We start from the raw sequence: 17104 nt of genomic DNA on the forward strand, positions 1-17104 counted from the left end.
GCCGGAACCCAGGGAGGCAGACTCGACGATCATGAGCAACCAAGACACCAGGTCGATCCTGCTCGCCGCCATCGCCGTGACGCTCTGGCTCCCGTTCGCCGCCACGGCCGCGGAGATTCCTGGCATCCGGGTTTCGTCCGAGCCCGCGCTGCCGATCGCCGAGCATCCCTTCGAGCTCGTCCTCGACTTCTCCGGCACGGGCGACGCCGGCTGGTGTCGCTGGGTGCCCGACACGTTCTCCGGAGGCCCGGCGGCAGAGGTCGACGACGGGACGATGGTGCTCTGGGTCTACCGCGCTGAACCGGCGGTGCCCTGCCTCGATCAGCCACCCACGACGGTGGACTTCGCGGTGCCGCCGAACGTCGCCACCAGCGGCTGGCACCCGGTCGAAGTCCGACGCCACAGCGGCTTCCTCGTCTACGACACCCTGGCCAGGGCCGGAGTCGAGATCCAGCCGGCCGCTGCAACCCTGTCGCTCCAGCGCGAGCGCTTTCTCTTCACCGTGAGCTACGTCGATCCGCGCGACGGGCACTCGCACGTCGCCTCCGCCGTGCGCACCTCGGAGGCGAGCGGCACGTTCTGGTTCTTCGACCCGAGCAACCCCGAGGTCCTCGTCAAGATGCTCGACGGCGAGGGGATCAACGGCTACTACTGGCTCTTCGCTTCCAGCCTGACGACACTCGACTTCACGCTCACCGTGATGGACGTCGCCGGCGGTTGCCTGAACCTCCCGGTCGATCCGCCGGCCTGCCCGACGCGCTCCTACCACCACCCCGAGGGCCCGAGCCGGAACTTCGAGGACATCGAGTCGATGCCGGCCGCCGTCGCCGGGCCCGAGCCGCCGCTCGCCCCCGTCTGGGATCACGTCGAGTTGCGGCTCGATCCGGTGCTTCCCCACCGGGGCGACCGAGTGCGCGTCCTCTCGAACTTCGGCAACGACCCGGGCTGGTGCCACGTCGGCCAGGGCGGCGTCAGCGTTTCCGGGAGCGACCACACCATCTACCTGCTGGTGCGGAACCTGGTGCCCCCGATCCTGCCGCCCCCGTGCGGCGATCCGCCGCCGGGTCTGCAGCCGTTCGCATGGGAGATCGAGACCGCAGCGCTCGCCCCCGCGAGTTGGCCGGCCTGGAACGTCCGGGTCGTCTTCGACGAGCCGCCGCTCGGCAACCAGTCCGTGTTCGCCGAGACCGGCTTCGAGCTGCGCGACGGCAGCTCGCCGCAGTTGCCCGCCGATCGCCTGCTGCTCCATCCAGAGCTCGAGCCCGGCGATCAATTCGTCGCCAGGATCTCCTGGAACGCTCCGGGCATCGGCGAGAGCGGCCTGGGCGTACCGACCCGGCTCTCGGTCGACTCGGGCACCTTCACCTTCTTCGACCCGGGCAATGTCGAGGTCACCCTCAAGTTGCTCGACGGCCGCAGCATCAACGGCCACTGGTGGCTCTTCGTCGCCAGCCAGACCAGCCTCCCCTACACGCTGACGGTCACCCGCGGTTTCGACTGCGGCTTCGACGACGCGCCGCCACCCCTTTGCGAGATCTACACCTTCGACCACGCCGGCGGAGCGCCGCAGAATCACGTCGACATCGAGGCCTTCGACGGCTCGAGTCCGTAATCCGTCCCCGTCGCGGCTGCCCCGGCGGACCCGTGAGCGCGCGGGAGGGGACCAGTCATCCGGTCGGCCCGGATCGATCCTGGCCGGCCGGAGCGACCGATCCGCTCGATGTCGAGTGAATGCGAGGTCGTCGGCCTCGCCGCGCCCGCTCAGGCCGTCGGCGTCTCGATCAGCGTCGGGTCGCCGATCTTCAGCGGCTGCCCGGTCGACTCGAGCACCGTCCACCAGAGCTCGCCGTTGGGATTGACCGTGCGGCGCTCGCCCCGCAGAGCGGCGAGCGGCACGTGGGTCATCTGGCCGTGCCAGTAGCCGATGAGCAGCGCCGTCCGCCCCGCCATCGCCGCGTGGACGGCGTTCTGCGCCAGTCGCGCGCAATGCAGCGCATCCCAGGTGTCCGCCGGGGCCGAGCGGACGATGTAGCTCGGGTCGATGTACTTGAGGGTCAACGGCCGTCCGCGCATCGCGAAGTGCTGCTCGATCCGCTGCTTCATGTAGAGGCCGATGTCGCCGAGCTTGCGGTTGCCCGAGGGGTCGAGCGGGCGGTCCTCTTCGCGGAAGTACTGCTGCCCGGCCCCCTCGGCGACGACGATCAGCGCGTGCGAGCGCGAGGCGAGCCGCCGTTCGAGGAGCGCGAGCAGACCGTCCTCGCCTTCGAGCGCGAACGGTGACTCGGGGATGAGGCAGAAGTTCGCGTGACCGGTGGCCAGCGCCGCGTTGGCGGCGAGGAATCCGGCGTTGCGGCCCATCAGCTTCACCAGACCGATGCCGAAGCGCACCGAGGTCGCTTCGGTGTGCGCGGCACGCACCGCCTCGGCGGCCACCCGGACGGCGGTCTGGAAGCCGAAGGAGCGCCGCACCCAGGGGATGTCGTTGTCGATCGTCTTCGGAAGGCCGACGACCGCGATCTTCAGACCCCGCCGTTCGATCTCTTCGGCGATGGCGAGGGCCCCACGCAGCGTTCCGTCGCCGCCGATGGGGAAGAAGATGTCGATCCCGTTCTCCACCAGCGTGTCGACGATCTCGCTCGTCGGCGGCGTGCCGCGCGAGGTGCCGAGAAGCGTCCCACCCTGTTCGTGCGCCTGGCGCAGCTCCTGCGGGGCGAGCGGCATCAGCTCGCTGCCCGAGCGCAGGCCGCCGTAGCCGTGCCGCACGCCGAAGATCTCGCGCGTGCCGTAGCGGTGCCAGAGCTGCATGACCAGGCCGCGGATCACCGCGTTGAGCCCCGGCGAGATGCCGCCGCAGCTCGCGATGGCGACGCGCGTTCGCGGCGGGTCGAAGTAGAGCATCCGTCGCGGTCCGGCGATCTCGAACGACGCTGGCTCCTCGCCACGGGAGAAGGCGGAGCGCGCCGCGGCGAGGTAGGGCGAGATCAGCGTCCGCTCGTCGGGCTCGACGAAGGTGTCCTCGGTGATGACCTGCAGCGGGCTCGGCCGGGTGGCCTCCCCCAACGACTTGACGACGAGTTGGTCCGATTCCATGGCGTGGCAAGCCTACCAGTCGGCGCGCGGCGGGTCAGTCGCGGCGGCGGGAGCGCCCACCGCGCCCCCATAGCGCCGCCGCGAGGAAAGCTCCGCCACCGTCGGCGAGGGCATCCTCGAGCTCACCGCTGCGGTCGACGATCGGCTGGATCAGCTCGAGCATCGTCCCCAGAAGAACGGCCCCCAGCAGGGCCAGCATCACCGGCCACCGTGCCCCGATCTGCCGCAACGAGCCGCACGCGAGCCAGGCCAGCACCCCGAAGAGGAACGCGTGCACGAGCTTGTCGAAATGCGGGATTCCTGCGACCGTCGCGATCCCCGCGAGCTCCGGCCCGGAGAGCCAGCCACCGGGGAGCAGCAGCAGCACGACGACCAGGACGGTCCACACCGCCAGGGCCAGATGTTCGCGCCGCATGCGGGGAGTGTACCCGGACCGGAAGCGGAGGACGGGTCACGGTGCTGCGGCGCAGCTCGGAACGGGGTCGGCTCGCCCTCTCCGGAAAGGGTGGACGAACCCGCGGGGAGACGAGTCGGGTGCATCCACGCGGTCGCGATTCGGCAGGCACCGCGCCCTCATCGCCGCAACCACCTCGCTCTGGCCCCGAGCGCGACGCGCGAGAGCGTCGCCAGCAGCAGACCCGCGAGCCCTCGCGGCACCCAGATCTCACGCCCCGCCCTCTCCACCCTGGTGACGAGGCCGAGCAGCTCTTCGCGGCGGACCCTCCCGTCCTCCCCGGCGAGCCGATCACCGCGTGCGATCCAACCCTCGGCCTCGCGCCGCACGAGCCGGTGCACGGTCAGTCGCCCCGTTGGCTGCCTTCGAAACGCAGCCACGTCCCCGAGACGGGGTGCGCGAGGGCTCTGGCCGTTCTCGCTGCCGCCCACCTCCTCGCCACCGATCGGCGCCACGGTCACCACGTCGCCGTCGCGGATCCACGGCGACATGCTGCCGCCCTTCGCCTGGAAGCGCACCGGAACGCCGCGCGCCACGAGCTCCTCGACCAGCCCGGCCAGCTCGGAGCCGTCGAGGGCGATCGCGAGCTCTCGAACGACAGGCGAGCGCTCCGCGCGGTCGACCGGTGCATCGCCTTCCCGGGGGTTTCGGCTCACGACCTGTTCCGCTCCTCTCGCGACGCCGCGCGAGCCGGCAACGGCCGCTTCCCGTCGCCTCCCGTCGCACGGCTCGCCGACTCGAAGTCTACTTCCCGCTTGGCCGCGACTTCGACGCTGCCCGCGGATCCTGTACGCTGCCGTTGTCTATGGCCTCGTTGCCGATCGACGGCCTCACCCGCCTGCGCCGCGCCGTCTCGATGGTCGCCGCAGCGGCTCCGCGGGCGTTCGCGGCGCTCGGCGCGCTGACCGCCGCCCAGGGGCTCCTTCCTCTCGCCGGCCTGTTCTGCGCGAGCCGCGTCGTCGACGCGGTCTCGGCACGCGACCTCGACGGCTCGCTCGCCTGGCTCGCCGCCGCCGCCGGCACCGCGATCGCCGCCGCCGTTCTCGGCTCGCTCGGCACGATGCTCTCCGAACGGCTCGCCGAGACCGTCCGCGACGACGTCGCCGCGCGGATTCAGCGCCAGTCGGCCGCCGTCGACCTCGCCTACTACGAGGACCCGTCGTTCCACGACACACTTCACCGGGCGCAGCAGGAAGGCTCCTGGCGCGCGCCACGGCTCGCCCACGGCCTTTCGCAACTCGGCCGCGAGGGTGCGGCACTGCTCGCGGTGACCGCCCTGCTCGCCACCCTGCGCTGGTGGCTCGCCGGCATCCTGCTGCTTGCCGCGGTGCCGGGTCTTTTCGTCCGTGTGCGCTTCTCACGCCAGCTCTTCGGTCTGCAGCGGGGCGAGGCTCACGACGAGCGTGCCGCGCTCTACCACGGCTGGCTCCTGACCTCGCCGCAATGGGCCGCCGAGATCCGCCTCTTCGGCCTCGGCGAGTATCTCCACCGCCGCTGGTACGGCCTGCGTCGCGGCATCACTTCTCGCCGCTTCGCTCTCACCCGCCGCCGCGCCCATGCCGATTCCCTCGCCCAGGCGTTCGCCGTCGCCGCACTCTTCGGCACCTTCGCCTTTCTCGCGCGCCAGGCGATCGCCGGCAGCGTCTCGATCGGCGCCTTCGTCATGTACTTCGGAGCGATCCAGCGCGGCCTCGCAGCGCTCCAGGGGCTCCTGGCCTCGCTCGCCTCGCTGTGGGAGGACGGTCTCTTCCTGCGCCATCTCGGCGACTTCCTCGGTCTCGCCCCACGGGTCGTCGACCCCCCGGTGCCGCGGCCGTTTCCGACGGCGCTGCAGCGAGGAATCCGCTTCGAGGGGGTGAGCTTCCGCTATCGGACCGGCGGCGCGCTCGCGCTCGATCGCCTCGACCTCGAGATCCCCGCCGGCAAGGTCCTCGCCCTCGTCGGCCGCAACGGCTCGGGCAAGTCGACCTTCGTCAAGCTCCTGCTGCGCCTCTACGACCCGGAGTGCGGGCGGATCACCGTCGACGGTCTCGACCTGCGGGAGGCGAGCGGCGCCGACATCCGACGCCGCGCCGCGGTGCTGCTGCAGGAGTACGGCCGCTTCGCCTTTCCCGCCGTCGACAACGTCCGACTCGGCGACGTCCAGAGACTCATCCCCGGGCGCCCGAGCCCGGTCGACGCCTCCGCCGACCCGCGTCTCCTGCGCGCCGCCCGCCTCGCCGGCGTCTCGCCGGACATCGAATCGCTCCCGCGTGGCTGGGAGACGGTGCTCGGCAACGTCTTCGACGACGGTCGCGAGCTCAGCGCCGGCCAGTGGCAGCGGCTCGCGCTCGCCCGCACCCTCTACCGCGACGAACGCGAGTCGCCACTGCTCGTCCTCGACGAGCCCTCCGCCGCGCTCGACCCGCTCGCCGAGCGCGACTTCGTCGACCGCCTCGTCGAGGCCGCTCGCGGTCGCACTACGCTGCTCATCAGCCACCGCTTCTCGAGCGTTCGTTCCGCCGACTCGATCGCCGTCCTCGACGCCGGTCGCCTCGTCGAGACCGGTACCCACGAGGAGCTCCTCCGGCGCGACGGCCTCTATGCGCAGATGTTCAGGGCCCAGGCGGTGCCGTATCGATAGTTCGCCAACCGGGGAGAGCTCTATCGTGCCGGCACTCTTCTCCCCCAAGGAGGCACATCGGGAACTCCCGAAACGCGCGACTCTTCGACCGGAGCCCCGCTGCGCAACACCCGGTTGCGCCACGCCACGGCATCCTCTACATTACTTTTCATCAACGCCTTCGCCGGAGTGTCGGCGCGACGGACGAAGGGTCCTGGCCAGGCGAGGAGGCGTGGCAACCGATGGAACCCGAGACAACCCGGTACCGGAAGAACGAGGACCTGGCGTTCCGGTTGGTGGCCGGCGAGGCCGTGATCGTGCCGGTCCGCGGCGGCGTGGCAGACCTTCGTTGTCTCTTCACCCTGAACGAAGTCGGGGCGGCCATCTGGCAGCTTCTCGAACCGGAGCAGAGCATGGCGTCGATCGTCGCCCGGTTGACGGAGGAGTTCGACGTCAGCTCCGAACAGGCGCAGAGCGACCTCGACGAGTTCCTCGAGGCCTTGAGCTCCAGGGGACTGATCGAGCCCGTCGCAGAAGCGTCGCTCTGAAATGACGATCGGCCGGACGACCTCCGCGGTCTTCTCCCAGGGGCTCTGGGCGAAGACCGCCGGGCAGCGGATCCCGCTTTCCGGAGTGGCAGAGCTGACGCGCCGCTGCAACATGGGCTGCCAGCACTGCTACACCAACCTCGCCGCCAGCGATCCGCAAGCCCTGTCGAACGAGCTCTCGGCCAGCGAGTGGTGCAGGATCCTCGGCGAGGTCTCCGCCGCCGGCTGCTTCTACCTCTTGTTCACCGGCGGCGAGGTCCTCGTTCGCGACGACTTCTCGACCATCTACAAGCATGCGAAACGCCAGGGGCTCCTGGTCACCGTCTTCACCAACGGCACGCTCGTCACCCCGGCGATCGCCGCGCTGTTCTCCGAGTGGCCACCCTTCCAGGTCGAGATCTCGATCTATGGCGCGACTGCCGCCACGCACGATCGTCTGACCGGCCGCCCCGGGTCGTTCGAGCGGTGCCTGCAGGGCATTCGCCTTCTCCTCGAGCACCGGGTTCCGGTGACGCTCAAGACGATGGCGCTCAGCCTGAATGCGCACGAGCTGGTCGCGATGAAGCGCCTGGCGAATGACGAGCTCGGCGTGGGTTTTCGTTTCGACGCGCTGGTGAACCCCCGGCTCGACTGCTCTCAGACGCCGCTCGCCGTGCGGCTCTCCAGCGAGCAGGCCGTGGCCCTCGACCTGGAGAACCCGGAGCGGCTCCCGGAGTGGCGACGGTTTCTCGCTCGGACGCTCGCCCCTCCCCAGCCGCAAGGCCAGGAGGACCTGCTGTTCCACTGCGGTGCCGGGGTGTGTTCGTTTGCCATCGACCCGTTCGGCGGGCTTGCGCCTTGCGTTCTCTTCCAGGAATCCAACTACGACCTGCGGTCTGGGAGCTTTGCGGAGGGCTGGCAGGGGGCACTGGCTGCGCTCCGGCAGCGGCGCGCCTCTCGACTCACCCCGTGCTCCGCGTGCCACATCAAACCCATGTGCGGAATGTGCCCGGCCACGGCGGTGCTCGAAGCTGGGAGCCCCGAGGAACCGGTGACGTTTCTCTGCGAGGTCGCCCACCTGCGCGCCGCGGTCCTCGGCGTGGCGGTCCCGGCCCACGGCCCCTGCTCCTACTGTGAGCCCGGCCCGGAGCGAGATCGCCTGAAAGTCGCTGCGGCCCGGCTCCTGAAGGCGTTTCCGAATGCGATCCAGGAAGCCGGGCAGCAACCGCCTCTGCGCGTGCTCAGCGGAGCCTGAGCGTCGGATCGCCGAGCAGGATCCAGGTCTTCCGCACGTCCGGGTCGAGCACGCCGGCCTTCGCCGCCGCCAGCGCCTGACCGACCGAAACCCCCTTGCCGCTCCCGAGCGACTGCGCCAGGAAGCGCGTCCCGAGCGCGACCTCGCCATCTGGAGCGGTCAACGCCGACGACGCAAGCACGGCGATCGCCCCGCCGTTCTCGGCGTTCAGCAGGGCCTCGGACAAGCTGTCGTCGTAGGTGTCGGCGAAGAAGCCGTTCAGGCAGGTGAGCGCCAGCACGGCCGGGAGACGGTCGCCGTTGCCGAGGCTCGTCGCCGTGGCGAGCCCGAAGACGCCGTCGTTGCGCCAGATGCGAGTCGATCCGTGGCCGAAGTAGGCGACGACCGCGGCACCCTGGCGGAAGCCGTCGACGATGGCCGCGCTGAAGGACGCATCGTTCGGGTGATCGTCGCGTGCAACCTCGGTCACGGTGAATCCCGCAGGGATTGCCGCGATCAGGTCACGACTCTCCTCGCGGAAGCGGACTCCGTCTTCGGTCTGGTCGGTGACGACCAGGACCTTCTTCCGCCATGGGGCCGGACGGTTGGCCATGTACGAGATGAGCCGGTCGACCAGCCGGTCCGCATCCAGCGCGGTTCGCGCCGGCAGCCGGCCGATCGCCAGATCCGGCACCGCGTTGTCGTCGAAGTCGACGAACCAGTCGTCCGACGCGGTCTTCATCGTCTCGGTCAGGGCCATCCAGGTCGGCACGAGGTCGGGCCTGTTGGCGCCGGTGTAATTCCGCGGATCGAGGCTGGCGTCTCCGAACAGAAGAACGAACCCCGGCGGCTGCTTCCAGGCGGTGCGGGCCCGATCGAGGAAGGCGCGAATCGCCGCCGGGTCGTGAGCCCCGAACGCGAACTCGTCGAAGACATCCTCGACGTCGACGACGACGACCTCGAGACCCTCTTTCCGGCGCTGCGCCGCGAGTCGATTGGCCGCCTCCGCCAGGTCGCGATGAGTGAAGATGACGAAGTCGGCGCGGCGGCTCGCCTCGTTCCAACTCGAGGGCTGGTTGACGACGATGCCAGCGAGCCGCCGGTACGCCACCGGGGCGACGGCGAGAAGCGTTCTCTCGCCAGCCGTCGCTCTCCCCGAAGCGCCTGGGAGGGCGCTCGACGGGGAAACCGCTGCAGGGGTCACCTTGACGGTGAAGCTGCCGCCCTGGGCCGTCACTACCGCCGGCAGCTCGAAGACGCCCTCCGGCTGCGTCACGTCGAAGACCCGGACACTGCTCGAGGGGAAGCCCGTCATGCTCACCGCTTCGAATGGAGCGGCTGGGGCGACGAGGACGCCGGATCGAGAGACGTACGGACGGGCGTAGTTGACACGGACATAGTCGACGAGCGTGAAGTCGGTCGCCCCGCTCTCGGCGACCAGCTCGACGATGTTCTCTCCCTCGAGCAACCACGACCTTTCGATCGGCAACGAGGTGACCTTGTACTCCCGATCGGCGAGCGGCACGGCACCGATCCGCTGCCCGTTCAGGCTCGCGCCCACGGTGTGAGCCCCGGTCGAGGCTCCCTGCAGCGCGACGACGACCGTGTGCTCGCCCGACAGCCCCGGCTCGACGTGATCGAGAAGGAGGCTCTGCCGCACCGGCGTCCCCGTCACCACGGCGCCGTAGTAGCTCTCGTGGGTCGGGTCCAGGATCGTGGGAACGTAGGTCGTTCGATCGTGGCGTTCCACGGTCTCGGCGTACGACGTCTGCCCGGCGGGTCCGGACAGGGCGTCGGCCATCGGGATCCGCCGGCCGAGCGTTCCGCCGCGGATCAACCAGTAGGTGCGCACGTCACTGCTTGGCGTGTCGGCGCCGACTCCCAGGAAGTCGACCGTGTCGTCGAGCCCGAACTGCCCGTCGCCACCGTCGTTGACCGCGATCGCCACCTCCCGTCCACCTTCGAAGAGCTGCAGACGCCCCGAGTCGGAACCGGGGTCGAAACCGGCGGCGAGCAGCTCGCGCTTGCTCACCCGGTACCAGCCCTCGTCCCGAACCTGGAGCTTCGCCGCCGCTCCGCTCGCCAAGAGCCACTGCGTCGTGCGCGGCTCTCGCCCGGCCAGACGGGAGCGGGAAGAAAGCTGCAAGCGGCTGCTCACACCACTCGCCGCAGGGGTCAGCGGCACGACCCTCGCCGCGAGCGCGGCGAGCTCGGGCGGATCGGCGTCGGCCGCGGGGTCCGCGGCTTCGACCGGGATCGGCCCCAGCACCTGCCGTTCGCCGTCCAGATCCAGCGCCTCGATCCAGTAGCGCACGGCGCCAGCGGCCTCCGGGCCGCGATCGGCGAGGCGGTACGAACGCCCGCCGAGCAGCGGCAGGCCGCGGCCGATCTGCAAGGCGGAACCGCTGGTCTGGGCCCCTTCGACTGCGACGATCGAGCCATCGGCGGCCTCACGCAGCAGGGAGTACTGCACCGAGTCGGCCTCGTAACTGGTGCTGAACGCCACCTCCGTGCCCGCCTTCGTTCGGCGGGCCTGTCCCCGGCCGAGATGGGAGACGAGCGGCAGGTAGGGCTTGATGTCGACGCCGCAAACGCTCCACACCTCGGCTGTATCCATCGTCCAGTCGAGGGAAATCGTTCCCGCAGCCCCGGGCTCGGTGCCACCGGCACCTCGGATGTCATTGGTTCCGCTGCTCGTCAATCGGTCCCATCGCGACGTCGTCCCAGCCCCGACGGTGAGCGTTCGGGGGTTGTAGACCGTCGCGGCCGTCATCGCATAGTCGCCAACAAGGCTGTCGATCGTGATCAACGGCGTGGAGTCCGTGCCGTTGGTGCAGTTGGTCGACCGCCGCGGGTTGACCGGATGGACGCCCGAGAACGAGACCGCACCAGCAACCGCGTTCGTAGACGCGCCGTTCAAGAAGACGTCGATGGTTCCGGGGCCGGAGGTAGGAGACACGAGCTCCCACAACTCCGTCCGTAGCACATTGACAGAAATGCCGTCGAAGGCGAAGGGAATTTCAATGATCTCAGGCGTTCCCGTCGAATCGGGTGTCCACGCCACCAAGCCACCGCGGCTAAAGAGGCTGACCCGGCGAAGGGATATCGCCACGACAAGATAGCGGCGATCCCCAGTGCCGACCGTGTGGCGCCACGAGAACGACGTACCGCCATTGACCTGCGAGGAGGAGCTCGCGTCATAGACCACCTGAGCCTCGACAATGCCTGCCGAAGTCAGGATCGCCAAGGCACCGAGAGTGAGACCGAGGAAAAGCGAACGCCAGCGCCGCACTGAGGCCATCGTCGTGCTCATACCATCCCCTCTCGAACCCCGCCACGATGGGGTTGCCAATAGCCAGCTCTCGGTTCTCTTCCCACGACCCACGTCCGCCTGGCTCGGAACATGCCGCATCGCGCGCGCCACCCGCACCACCGCGCTCTCGACCATCGCCCGTCTGCCGGCCGCACCCCTTCCGCCTCGTCGATTCCGACGACGGGAGCGAGTTGGTGTCCACCGAGGGTGTCAGTCATTCGCGACAGCGCTCCGCGCGGCCTCGACGGCCGCCAGATCCGGCGTGAATTCGAAATCGTAAACAGGGACCTCGGCGGCGAGTCGCCCGAAGAGCGCGGCCACCCTGCCGATGGCCTCGCGATCGTGGTAGGGCACGAAGCTCCGCGCCACCAGCGCGGCCACCGCCGCGGCCCCGCCGACCGGTGTCACCCGGCAGCTTCTCGCCTTGCGCAGCACGAAGACCGCCCGCAGCGGGAGGTCTCGCGCCGAAACCTTCTCGAACTCGCCGTGCCAGGGTGTCCCGTAGATCCGAAACCGCCCGCCCTCGTGGCGAAGGGCGATGCGATCGTCGTTCAGGACCTCGGCGCCCGGTACGGAGTCCCAGACCCGGGCCATCGTCGACTTCCCGTCACCCGAATTGCCGACGAAGACCAGTCCGTCCCCTTCCGCTGTCGCCACGCCCAGGGCATGGAGGAGCGCACCTCCCTGCGACGACAGGACATTCATGATGAGGAGCTGGTCGACCGGAGCCTCGAACGGATAGATCACCTCGGGGGGGCTCTCGGCCTCCTTCAGGTAGGAGACCCGGCATCTCGAGAACGTCCGGTCGAACGAGGCCTCGCGGTAGGCTCGCTCGCCGCCGGCACCGAGAAAACGATAGGTGCAGCCGGCATCGTCGCCGAACAACTGCCACGTCGGGAAGGCGTCGAAGAGGAGCTCCCCGGCACTGTGCCCCTCCCCTGGACCGACCCCGGCAACGAGCTCGACCTCCGGCGTGCCCGAGGAAACCACGAAATCCGCCGCACCCTCGCGCACCGACACGCGAGTGGCGTCGGACGCGCTCACCCCGACCGTCGTCCCGGCAACGCGGACGAGAATCATCCCGGCGGCCTCTCGCGATCGCAATCCTCAGGGGACATCGCAGCGACCTGCGCTCAAGTCCCGTACGCGTTGCAGGGAGCGATCCCGCAGTTGCTCACCCCGGTCCCAGGGCCGTTCGTGTTCCCGTTCTTGCACTGCCCCAGCACCGCCTCGTCTGGCCGAAGCTCCACTTCCGTGAGCGTGGGCTTCGCATACTGCCTGCGATCCTTCTTGCGGTGAGACTCGGTCCCTCGGCTCATTTGGATCCTCATCAAGTCCAGGACAGGAACGAGAGAACGGCGCTTCCATGCTGGCTCGCCCTTCGCTCGACACTCTCCCCAGTCGGGCCCGATACACGCCAACCGGAGCGCAACGGCATTTCGGAACCGCGAGATCGACCGCGGCGCATTCTCGGTCGGAGAACCAGGCCCCCACCTGGTTTCGAGGGTGCTTCGGCGCCTTCAAGCACGACGTTCTCTGGCACTGCGCCACCTAAGCGTAAGCACCGTTCAAGCTAGCACCCAAGGCAACTCGGGTCAACTGAGTCCGATTTTCGCCACCGCGGGACAAGACCGTGCCGCAGGCCCAACCGAAGGGGTTTCCCGGTCAGGACGAGCGCAATGGGGGTAGTTTCGGCCCGAGTCCCGCGCCCGCCGGCCACCGGGATTCACGGCAGGCCGAGGAAGAGCCGGCGGGTCGGCCGCGATCGCACCAGGACGGCGTGCGCCAGGATCGGCAGCCCGACGGCACCGCCGAGGACGAGCAGCCAGCTGCCCGCCGTGCCGAACGGCTCGCTGGCGCGCTGGAGGGCTCTCTGGCCGAGGGTGATCCCGTCGCGGTGGTAGAGGAAGATGGCGAACGAGTACGGCCCGAGCCAGGCAAGAAGGCTGGCCGCCGCGCGATGCCGCAGGAGAAGCAAGACGGCCGGCACGCCGACGAGAAGCGAGAGCATGCTTCCCCGCTCCCGTTCGAGCTCGACGATGCCGAGCCCGACGAGTTGTTGCAGTACGACACCCACCAGAAGAACAACCACCGCCGGCGCGACAACCGCGCGCGTGAAGATCCGCTCTCCGAATCGTTGCAGCCCCAGGCCCAGGAGGAAGTAGCCGAGCAGGAAGGCGACTCCGCCGAGTCGGCCCGAACGGGGCAGGTCGGCCGGTAGCAGCGTCGGGGCGAGCAGCGCCACCGCTGTCACCGCCACCCAGCGTAACGGGGTGCAAAACCCGTCGGCGGCCTCGAGCGCCAGGACCAGCAACAGGATCAGGAAGAGCGCCTGCACGAACCAGAAGTGAGCGCGAGGCTGACCGAGGACCGCGACGACGGTCGTCCACGAGTCCGGCCAGACGAGCCGCGGCGGGAAGACCCCGACGAGCAACACGACGAGGCCGTAGGCGAGCTGAGGCAGGAGGAGCCGGCGCGCCCGTCGCCGCACGAAGGCCACGACGCCCCCCGGACCCGGGGGTCGCAGAGCGAAGACCCATCCCGAAATGGCGGCGAAGAGCGGCATGCGGACGAACAGGAACGCGTCGTTGACCTCGGCGACAAGGTCGAGCTCACCCGTCCCGCGCAGGGCGCGCGACGAGTGCACGGCGACGAGCAGCAGGATCGCCAGGCCTCGCAGCCCCTGGATCCCTTCGTCGATCGCCGGCACCGAGGTGTCGACGTCGGGCAGCTCCCTCGCCGTCGCCGGCGTCGTCATTCGGCTCTCACCTCGTCACGGGCCGAGCGCTAGATCTCCCCGGTTGCTCGACACGCCCGCTCGGCCGTCCCCTGGAGCCGCTCCCGCCAGGCTTGCGGGGTGAGGCGCAGCGCCAGGTCTCCGACGAGCAGCGTTCCGCGATAGGCCGCGAAGAGCATCGCGCGCGCGCGACGGTCCAGCAGTCGCGCGCGCCGCCGACGCTCGATGCGCAACCCCCGTCGCCAGCCGGCCGCCTCGTCGTCGAAGGGAAGCTCCTCGGCGAAGCGATCGACGAGGAGCCCGGGCGCGAGCTGCCGGCGCGCCTCGCTCCACGCCGCGGCGGCGAAGCCGAGCCGCTCGAGCCAGGCGAGCAGCAGCGCCGTCCCGGTCGCCACGCTCCAGCGCCTGGCGATCTTCACCACGCCGACAGGATCGGGAGCGAGGCGCACGATCGTCGCCAGCGCATCGACCGTCGAGCGCAGCGGCACCATGAACCCGTGCTGGGTGGCGTGGAGCGCGAGCGAGACGAAGAGCTCCTCGGCCGGGAGCTGCAGCCCGCCACAGGCCCCGGCGTCCGGCTGCGATCGAGCGAAGAGCTCCGCGTGCGGGACGGAAAAGAGCGGCCAGGCGGAGAGACCGGCGTGGAGGTCGACGAGCGCGCCGTCGAGCGTCAGCACGCGCTCGTGGTAGCGCGAGACCGTCAAGGCGCGGCGCGCATCGCCCTTCAGCCCGAAACCCGCCTCCTGCCCGGCGGCCAACGCCTCGTCGAAGCGCTCGCGCGGCACGAGCAGGTCGAGGTCGGTCATCGATCGCGTGCCCGGAGGATGGACGCGGCCGCGCAACGCGATGCCCTTGAGCAGCACGAAGGGGATTCCCCGCCCGGCGAGCGGAACGGCGATCCGTTCGAGCACCTGGTGCTGCTGGGTCTCGAGACCGCCGACGATCAGGTGTTGCGCCGCGAGCCTCTGCGCGTCCTCGGCGCGCTCGGCGGCGAGGACACCGGCGCAGATGCGGGCGCCGAGCAGGGGGCCGAGGCCCTCGAGCATCGCCCGCGCCGCGAGCTCGGGAGGCAGCGGCGGCGCCTCGCCTCCGAGCCATCCGCTCGCCCGGACGATGCCGCGGAGCCGCTCGAGCAACTCCCCCGGGTCACGCCGCCTCTCGCTACGGGCCATTTGCCGACGTTATCGCCTGCGCTGCGGATCCCCAAGCCGGACACGGCGGCGCTGGAGCCCGGACGCCTGGAGGATGGCGACGATGACCGGAGCGCGACGCACGCACCGTCGTGAGCCGGCAGCGATGCCGTCCCGGCGGCCGTCCACCGAGGGTCGTCGAAGCGTAGCCAGGCGCGAGGGCTCCCGCCTCGACGACCGGTTGCGCCCTCGCCGCGGGAACGACCCGGCGGTTTCCGGCTAAGATCGAAACAGCGACATGACGGCACTTCGGCTGTTCTCGGCCGCCGAGCCTCGCGGGGAGCGGGCGCTCCGGCGAATCCTCGTCGGCGGCGCGCTTCTCGGTGCGCTCGTCGCTCTCGGAGCGGCAGTCGTCTCGGCGAGAGAGCGTGTCGCTCTCGAACAACTCGCCCGCGAGCTGGCGCTCGACGTCGACTCCACGTCGCCCGCCGCCCGGGCTCTCCGCCGGGAGCTCGCTGCCGCACCGAACGGACACCGCGCCGGACTGGCCGTCGCCCGTGCCGTCGTCGCCACCGAGCTCGACCCGCAGCGTTGGCTGCGCGTGCCGGCCGGCGGGGAGGGACGGGAGGCGGCGCGCAGTCGCGAGCGCCTCGCTCACGCCGAGCGACTGGCCACGGCGGCGCTCGACGCCGCGCCGGCCGACTGGCAGGCCACCGCGCTCCTCGGCGCGACGCGCTACCTGAGACTGCTGGCGGAGCGCGATGTCGCCCTCTACCGCCATCCCGAACGGTGGGAGGCGCCGCTTTCGCTCGCCCGCCGTCGCGGCCCCGCGTTCACCGAGGCGAGCCGCCTGCTCACCGCCGGCTACCTCGAGCTCTGGCCGATGCTCTCGCCGGCCAAGCGGGCGCGAGCGCGGCCGGTGCTCGCCGAGGCCTTCGCCGACGCGGCCACCTTCGATCGCTTCTTCCCCGCCTGGGCGAAGCTGGCCCGCAACCGCGAGGAGCTCTACCTGCCGCTGCCCGATCGCGCCGACGTCTGGCGTCGGGTCGCCTCGTTCGACGCGGCGAGGTCCAACTGGCCGGCGTGGCTCGACGCCCAGGCGCGCACCGAGCAGGCCCGGCGGCGCGAGGTCGCCCTGGCGCTCGACGAGGCGCGGGCCCGAGCGCGTGGCGGAGACAGCGCCGGCGCCACGCGGCTCTACCTTCTCGCGGCCCAGAGCGGCTCGCCCTCCCTCGACGACGCCGGGGCATTCGACGCGGCGATCCGCGAGCGTCCGGCCGGAGCGATCGGCGACGCGCTCGCCGGCGTGTCTCACGACTGGCTCGAGTGGGCACTCCCGCTCTGCCGGCTGCGCAGCTGTCCGCTGTCGAACGAGACGTTCGCCCGCCTCGCCACCGCTCCCGGGCTTGCCGGAAGCGAAGTCGCCGGCGCGCTGCTCGCCGCCGGGGACCTGCCGGGAGCCGAGCTGCGCGAGCGTCGCGAGCAGGCGCAGTGGAGCGAGGCCTGGGCAGGGACCCTGCTGCTCAAGACGCGACTCCTGTTGACCCACGGCGATCTCGACGGCGCGCGCAGCGCCCTGGCCCTCGTCCATCGCGACTGGAGGCGGCGCCCGGCCTATCTGATCGCGCGCGCCGAGCTCGTTCGCCACGGCGCCGACCCGGCGGCACGCAGCGACGCCGAAGCCGACCTCCGCGCCGAGCGACACTCGGCCTGGCCCGCCACCGAGTGGCTCTGGCGCGGATCGAATGCCACCCTCTCGCTCCTGGCCGCGAGGCCCGCGCGAGCGCTGCGGATCGAGCTGCACGAGGCCCCGCCGCAGGGCGCGATCGTCGAGCTCCAGTGGAATGGCGGAGCGCTGCCCCTGCAGGTCGTCACCGCCGATCAGCGCTCGCTGGGTGTGAGTGTGGAAGTCGAAGGAACCGAGACGCCGAACCTGCTCCGGCTGCGGACCCTCGCCGGAGGCCGGGTCCGGCCCGGCATGGTCGAGTTGGTCGACTGACCTCGCGCGCTCGCGATC

Annotated in this window: 12 protein-coding genes; 5 read left to right on the forward strand and 7 right to left on the reverse strand. The window is 70.6% G+C overall.

The features are described from left to right. Nucleotides 1-31: 31 nt before the first annotated feature. Complete coding sequence (locus tag IPJ17_20560; protein QQR73829.1) at nt 32-1612, forward strand: hypothetical protein; 1581 nt, start codon at nt 32-34, stop codon at nt 1610-1612. Between the two features lie 149 nt (nt 1613-1761). On the opposite strand, the gene IPJ17_20565 is transcribed toward IPJ17_20560, so the two are convergent. From IPJ17_20565 to IPJ17_20575, 3 genes are all read right to left on the reverse strand, one after another. Further along, on the reverse strand, nt 1762-3090 hold the full coding sequence (locus tag IPJ17_20565) for an ATP-dependent 6-phosphofructokinase (protein QQR73830.1): 1329 nt from the start codon (nt 3088-3090) through the stop codon (nt 1762-1764). Between the two features lie 34 nt (nt 3091-3124). Next, a complete protein-coding gene (vanZ, locus tag IPJ17_20570; protein ID QQR73831.1) occupies nt 3125-3505 on the reverse strand; it encodes a VanZ family protein in 381 nt (126 codons plus the stop codon). A 158-nt stretch (nt 3506-3663) separates the two neighbouring features. After that, nucleotides 3664-4200 carry a S24/S26 family peptidase gene (locus tag IPJ17_20575; GenBank protein QQR73832.1) on the reverse strand — a complete coding sequence of 179 codons (537 nt, stop codon included), beginning with the start codon at nt 4198-4200 and terminating at the stop codon, nt 3664-3666. 149 nt (nt 4201-4349) lie between these two features. Here IPJ17_20575 and IPJ17_20580 point away from each other — a divergent pair, with 149 nt between their 5' ends. The 3 genes from IPJ17_20580 (at nt 4350) to IPJ17_20590 (ending at nt 7928) form a co-directional block, all read left to right on the forward strand. Continuing rightward, nucleotides 4350-6167 (forward strand): ABC transporter ATP-binding protein, encoded by a 1818-nt coding sequence (locus IPJ17_20580; protein QQR73833.1) that lies wholly within the window; start codon nt 4350-4352, stop codon nt 6165-6167. Between the two features lie 221 nt (nt 6168-6388). Then, complete coding sequence (locus IPJ17_20585; GenBank protein ID QQR73834.1) at nt 6389-6694, forward strand: PqqD family protein; 306 nt, start codon at nt 6389-6391, stop codon at nt 6692-6694. A 1-nt stretch (nt 6695) separates the two neighbouring features. Next, complete coding sequence (locus IPJ17_20590) at nt 6696-7928, forward strand: radical SAM protein (protein ID QQR73835.1); 1233 nt, start codon at nt 6696-6698, stop codon at nt 7926-7928. Here IPJ17_20590 and IPJ17_20595 read toward each other — a convergent pair. The 4 genes from IPJ17_20595 to IPJ17_20610 all read right to left on the reverse strand — a co-directional run bounded on the left by IPJ17_20595 (nt 7915) and on the right by IPJ17_20610 (nt 15129). Continuing rightward, nucleotides 7915-11355, reverse strand: coding sequence for a hypothetical protein (locus IPJ17_20595; protein ID QQR73836.1), 3441 nt, complete (start codon nt 11353-11355; stop codon nt 7915-7917). The two genes, IPJ17_20590 and IPJ17_20595, sit on opposite strands and share 14 nt — an antisense overlap. 75 nt (nt 11356-11430) lie before the next feature. Then, nucleotides 11431-12300, reverse strand: a complete 870-nt coding sequence (locus IPJ17_20600; protein QQR73837.1) for a hypothetical protein — start codon at nt 12298-12300, stop codon at nt 11431-11433. Between the two features lie 646 nt (nt 12301-12946). Further along, nucleotides 12947-13978, reverse strand: a complete 1032-nt coding sequence (locus IPJ17_20605) for an acyltransferase family protein (protein ID QQR73838.1) — start codon at nt 13976-13978, stop codon at nt 12947-12949. Between the two features lie 29 nt (nt 13979-14007). Then, nucleotides 14008-15129 (reverse strand): nucleotidyltransferase family protein, encoded by a 1122-nt coding sequence (locus IPJ17_20610; GenBank protein ID QQR73839.1) that lies wholly within the window; start codon nt 15127-15129, stop codon nt 14008-14010. A gap of 256 nt (nt 15130-15385) precedes the next feature. Between IPJ17_20610 and IPJ17_20615 the strand changes: the two genes are divergently transcribed. Then, on the forward strand, nt 15386-17086 hold the full coding sequence (locus tag IPJ17_20615) for a hypothetical protein (GenBank protein ID QQR73840.1): 1701 nt from the start codon (nt 15386-15388) through the stop codon (nt 17084-17086). The last annotated feature ends 18 nt before the right edge of the window (nt 17087-17104 follow it).

This window comes from Holophagales bacterium, assembly GCA_016699405.1.
In the GTDB taxonomy this organism is placed as follows: Bacteria; Acidobacteriota; Thermoanaerobaculia; order Multivoradales; family JAGPDF01; genus JAAYLR01.

Excerpts from the sequence above, each read along its gene's own strand:
- IPJ17_20600 (QQR73837.1), bottom strand. The coding sequence starts at position 12,300 with ATGATTCTCGTCCGCGTTGCCGGGACGACGGTCGGGGTGAGCGCGTCC.
- IPJ17_20585 (QQR73834.1), top strand. The coding sequence starts at position 6,389 with ATGGAACCCGAGACAACCCGGTACCGGAAGAACGAGGACCTGGCGTTC.
- IPJ17_20595 (QQR73836.1), bottom strand. The coding sequence starts at position 11,355 with ATGGTCGAGAGCGCGGTGGTGCGGGTGGCGCGCGCGATGCGGCATGTT.
- IPJ17_20605 (QQR73838.1), bottom strand. The coding sequence starts at position 13,978 with ATGACGACGCCGGCGACGGCGAGGGAGCTGCCCGACGTCGACACCTCG.
- vanZ (QQR73831.1), bottom strand. The coding sequence starts at position 3,505 with ATGCGGCGCGAACATCTGGCCCTGGCGGTGTGGACCGTCCTGGTCGTC.
- IPJ17_20580 (QQR73833.1), top strand. The coding sequence starts at position 4,350 with ATGGCCTCGTTGCCGATCGACGGCCTCACCCGCCTGCGCCGCGCCGTC.
- IPJ17_20615 (QQR73840.1), top strand. The coding sequence starts at position 15,386 with ATGACGGCACTTCGGCTGTTCTCGGCCGCCGAGCCTCGCGGGGAGCGG.
- IPJ17_20565 (QQR73830.1), bottom strand. The coding sequence starts at position 3,090 with ATGGAATCGGACCAACTCGTCGTCAAGTCGTTGGGGGAGGCCACCCGG.
- IPJ17_20610 (QQR73839.1), bottom strand. The coding sequence starts at position 15,129 with ATGGCCCGTAGCGAGAGGCGGCGTGACCCGGGGGAGTTGCTCGAGCGG.
- IPJ17_20560 (QQR73829.1), top strand. The coding sequence starts at position 32 with ATGAGCAACCAAGACACCAGGTCGATCCTGCTCGCCGCCATCGCCGTG.
- IPJ17_20590 (QQR73835.1), top strand. The coding sequence starts at position 6,696 with ATGACGATCGGCCGGACGACCTCCGCGGTCTTCTCCCAGGGGCTCTGG.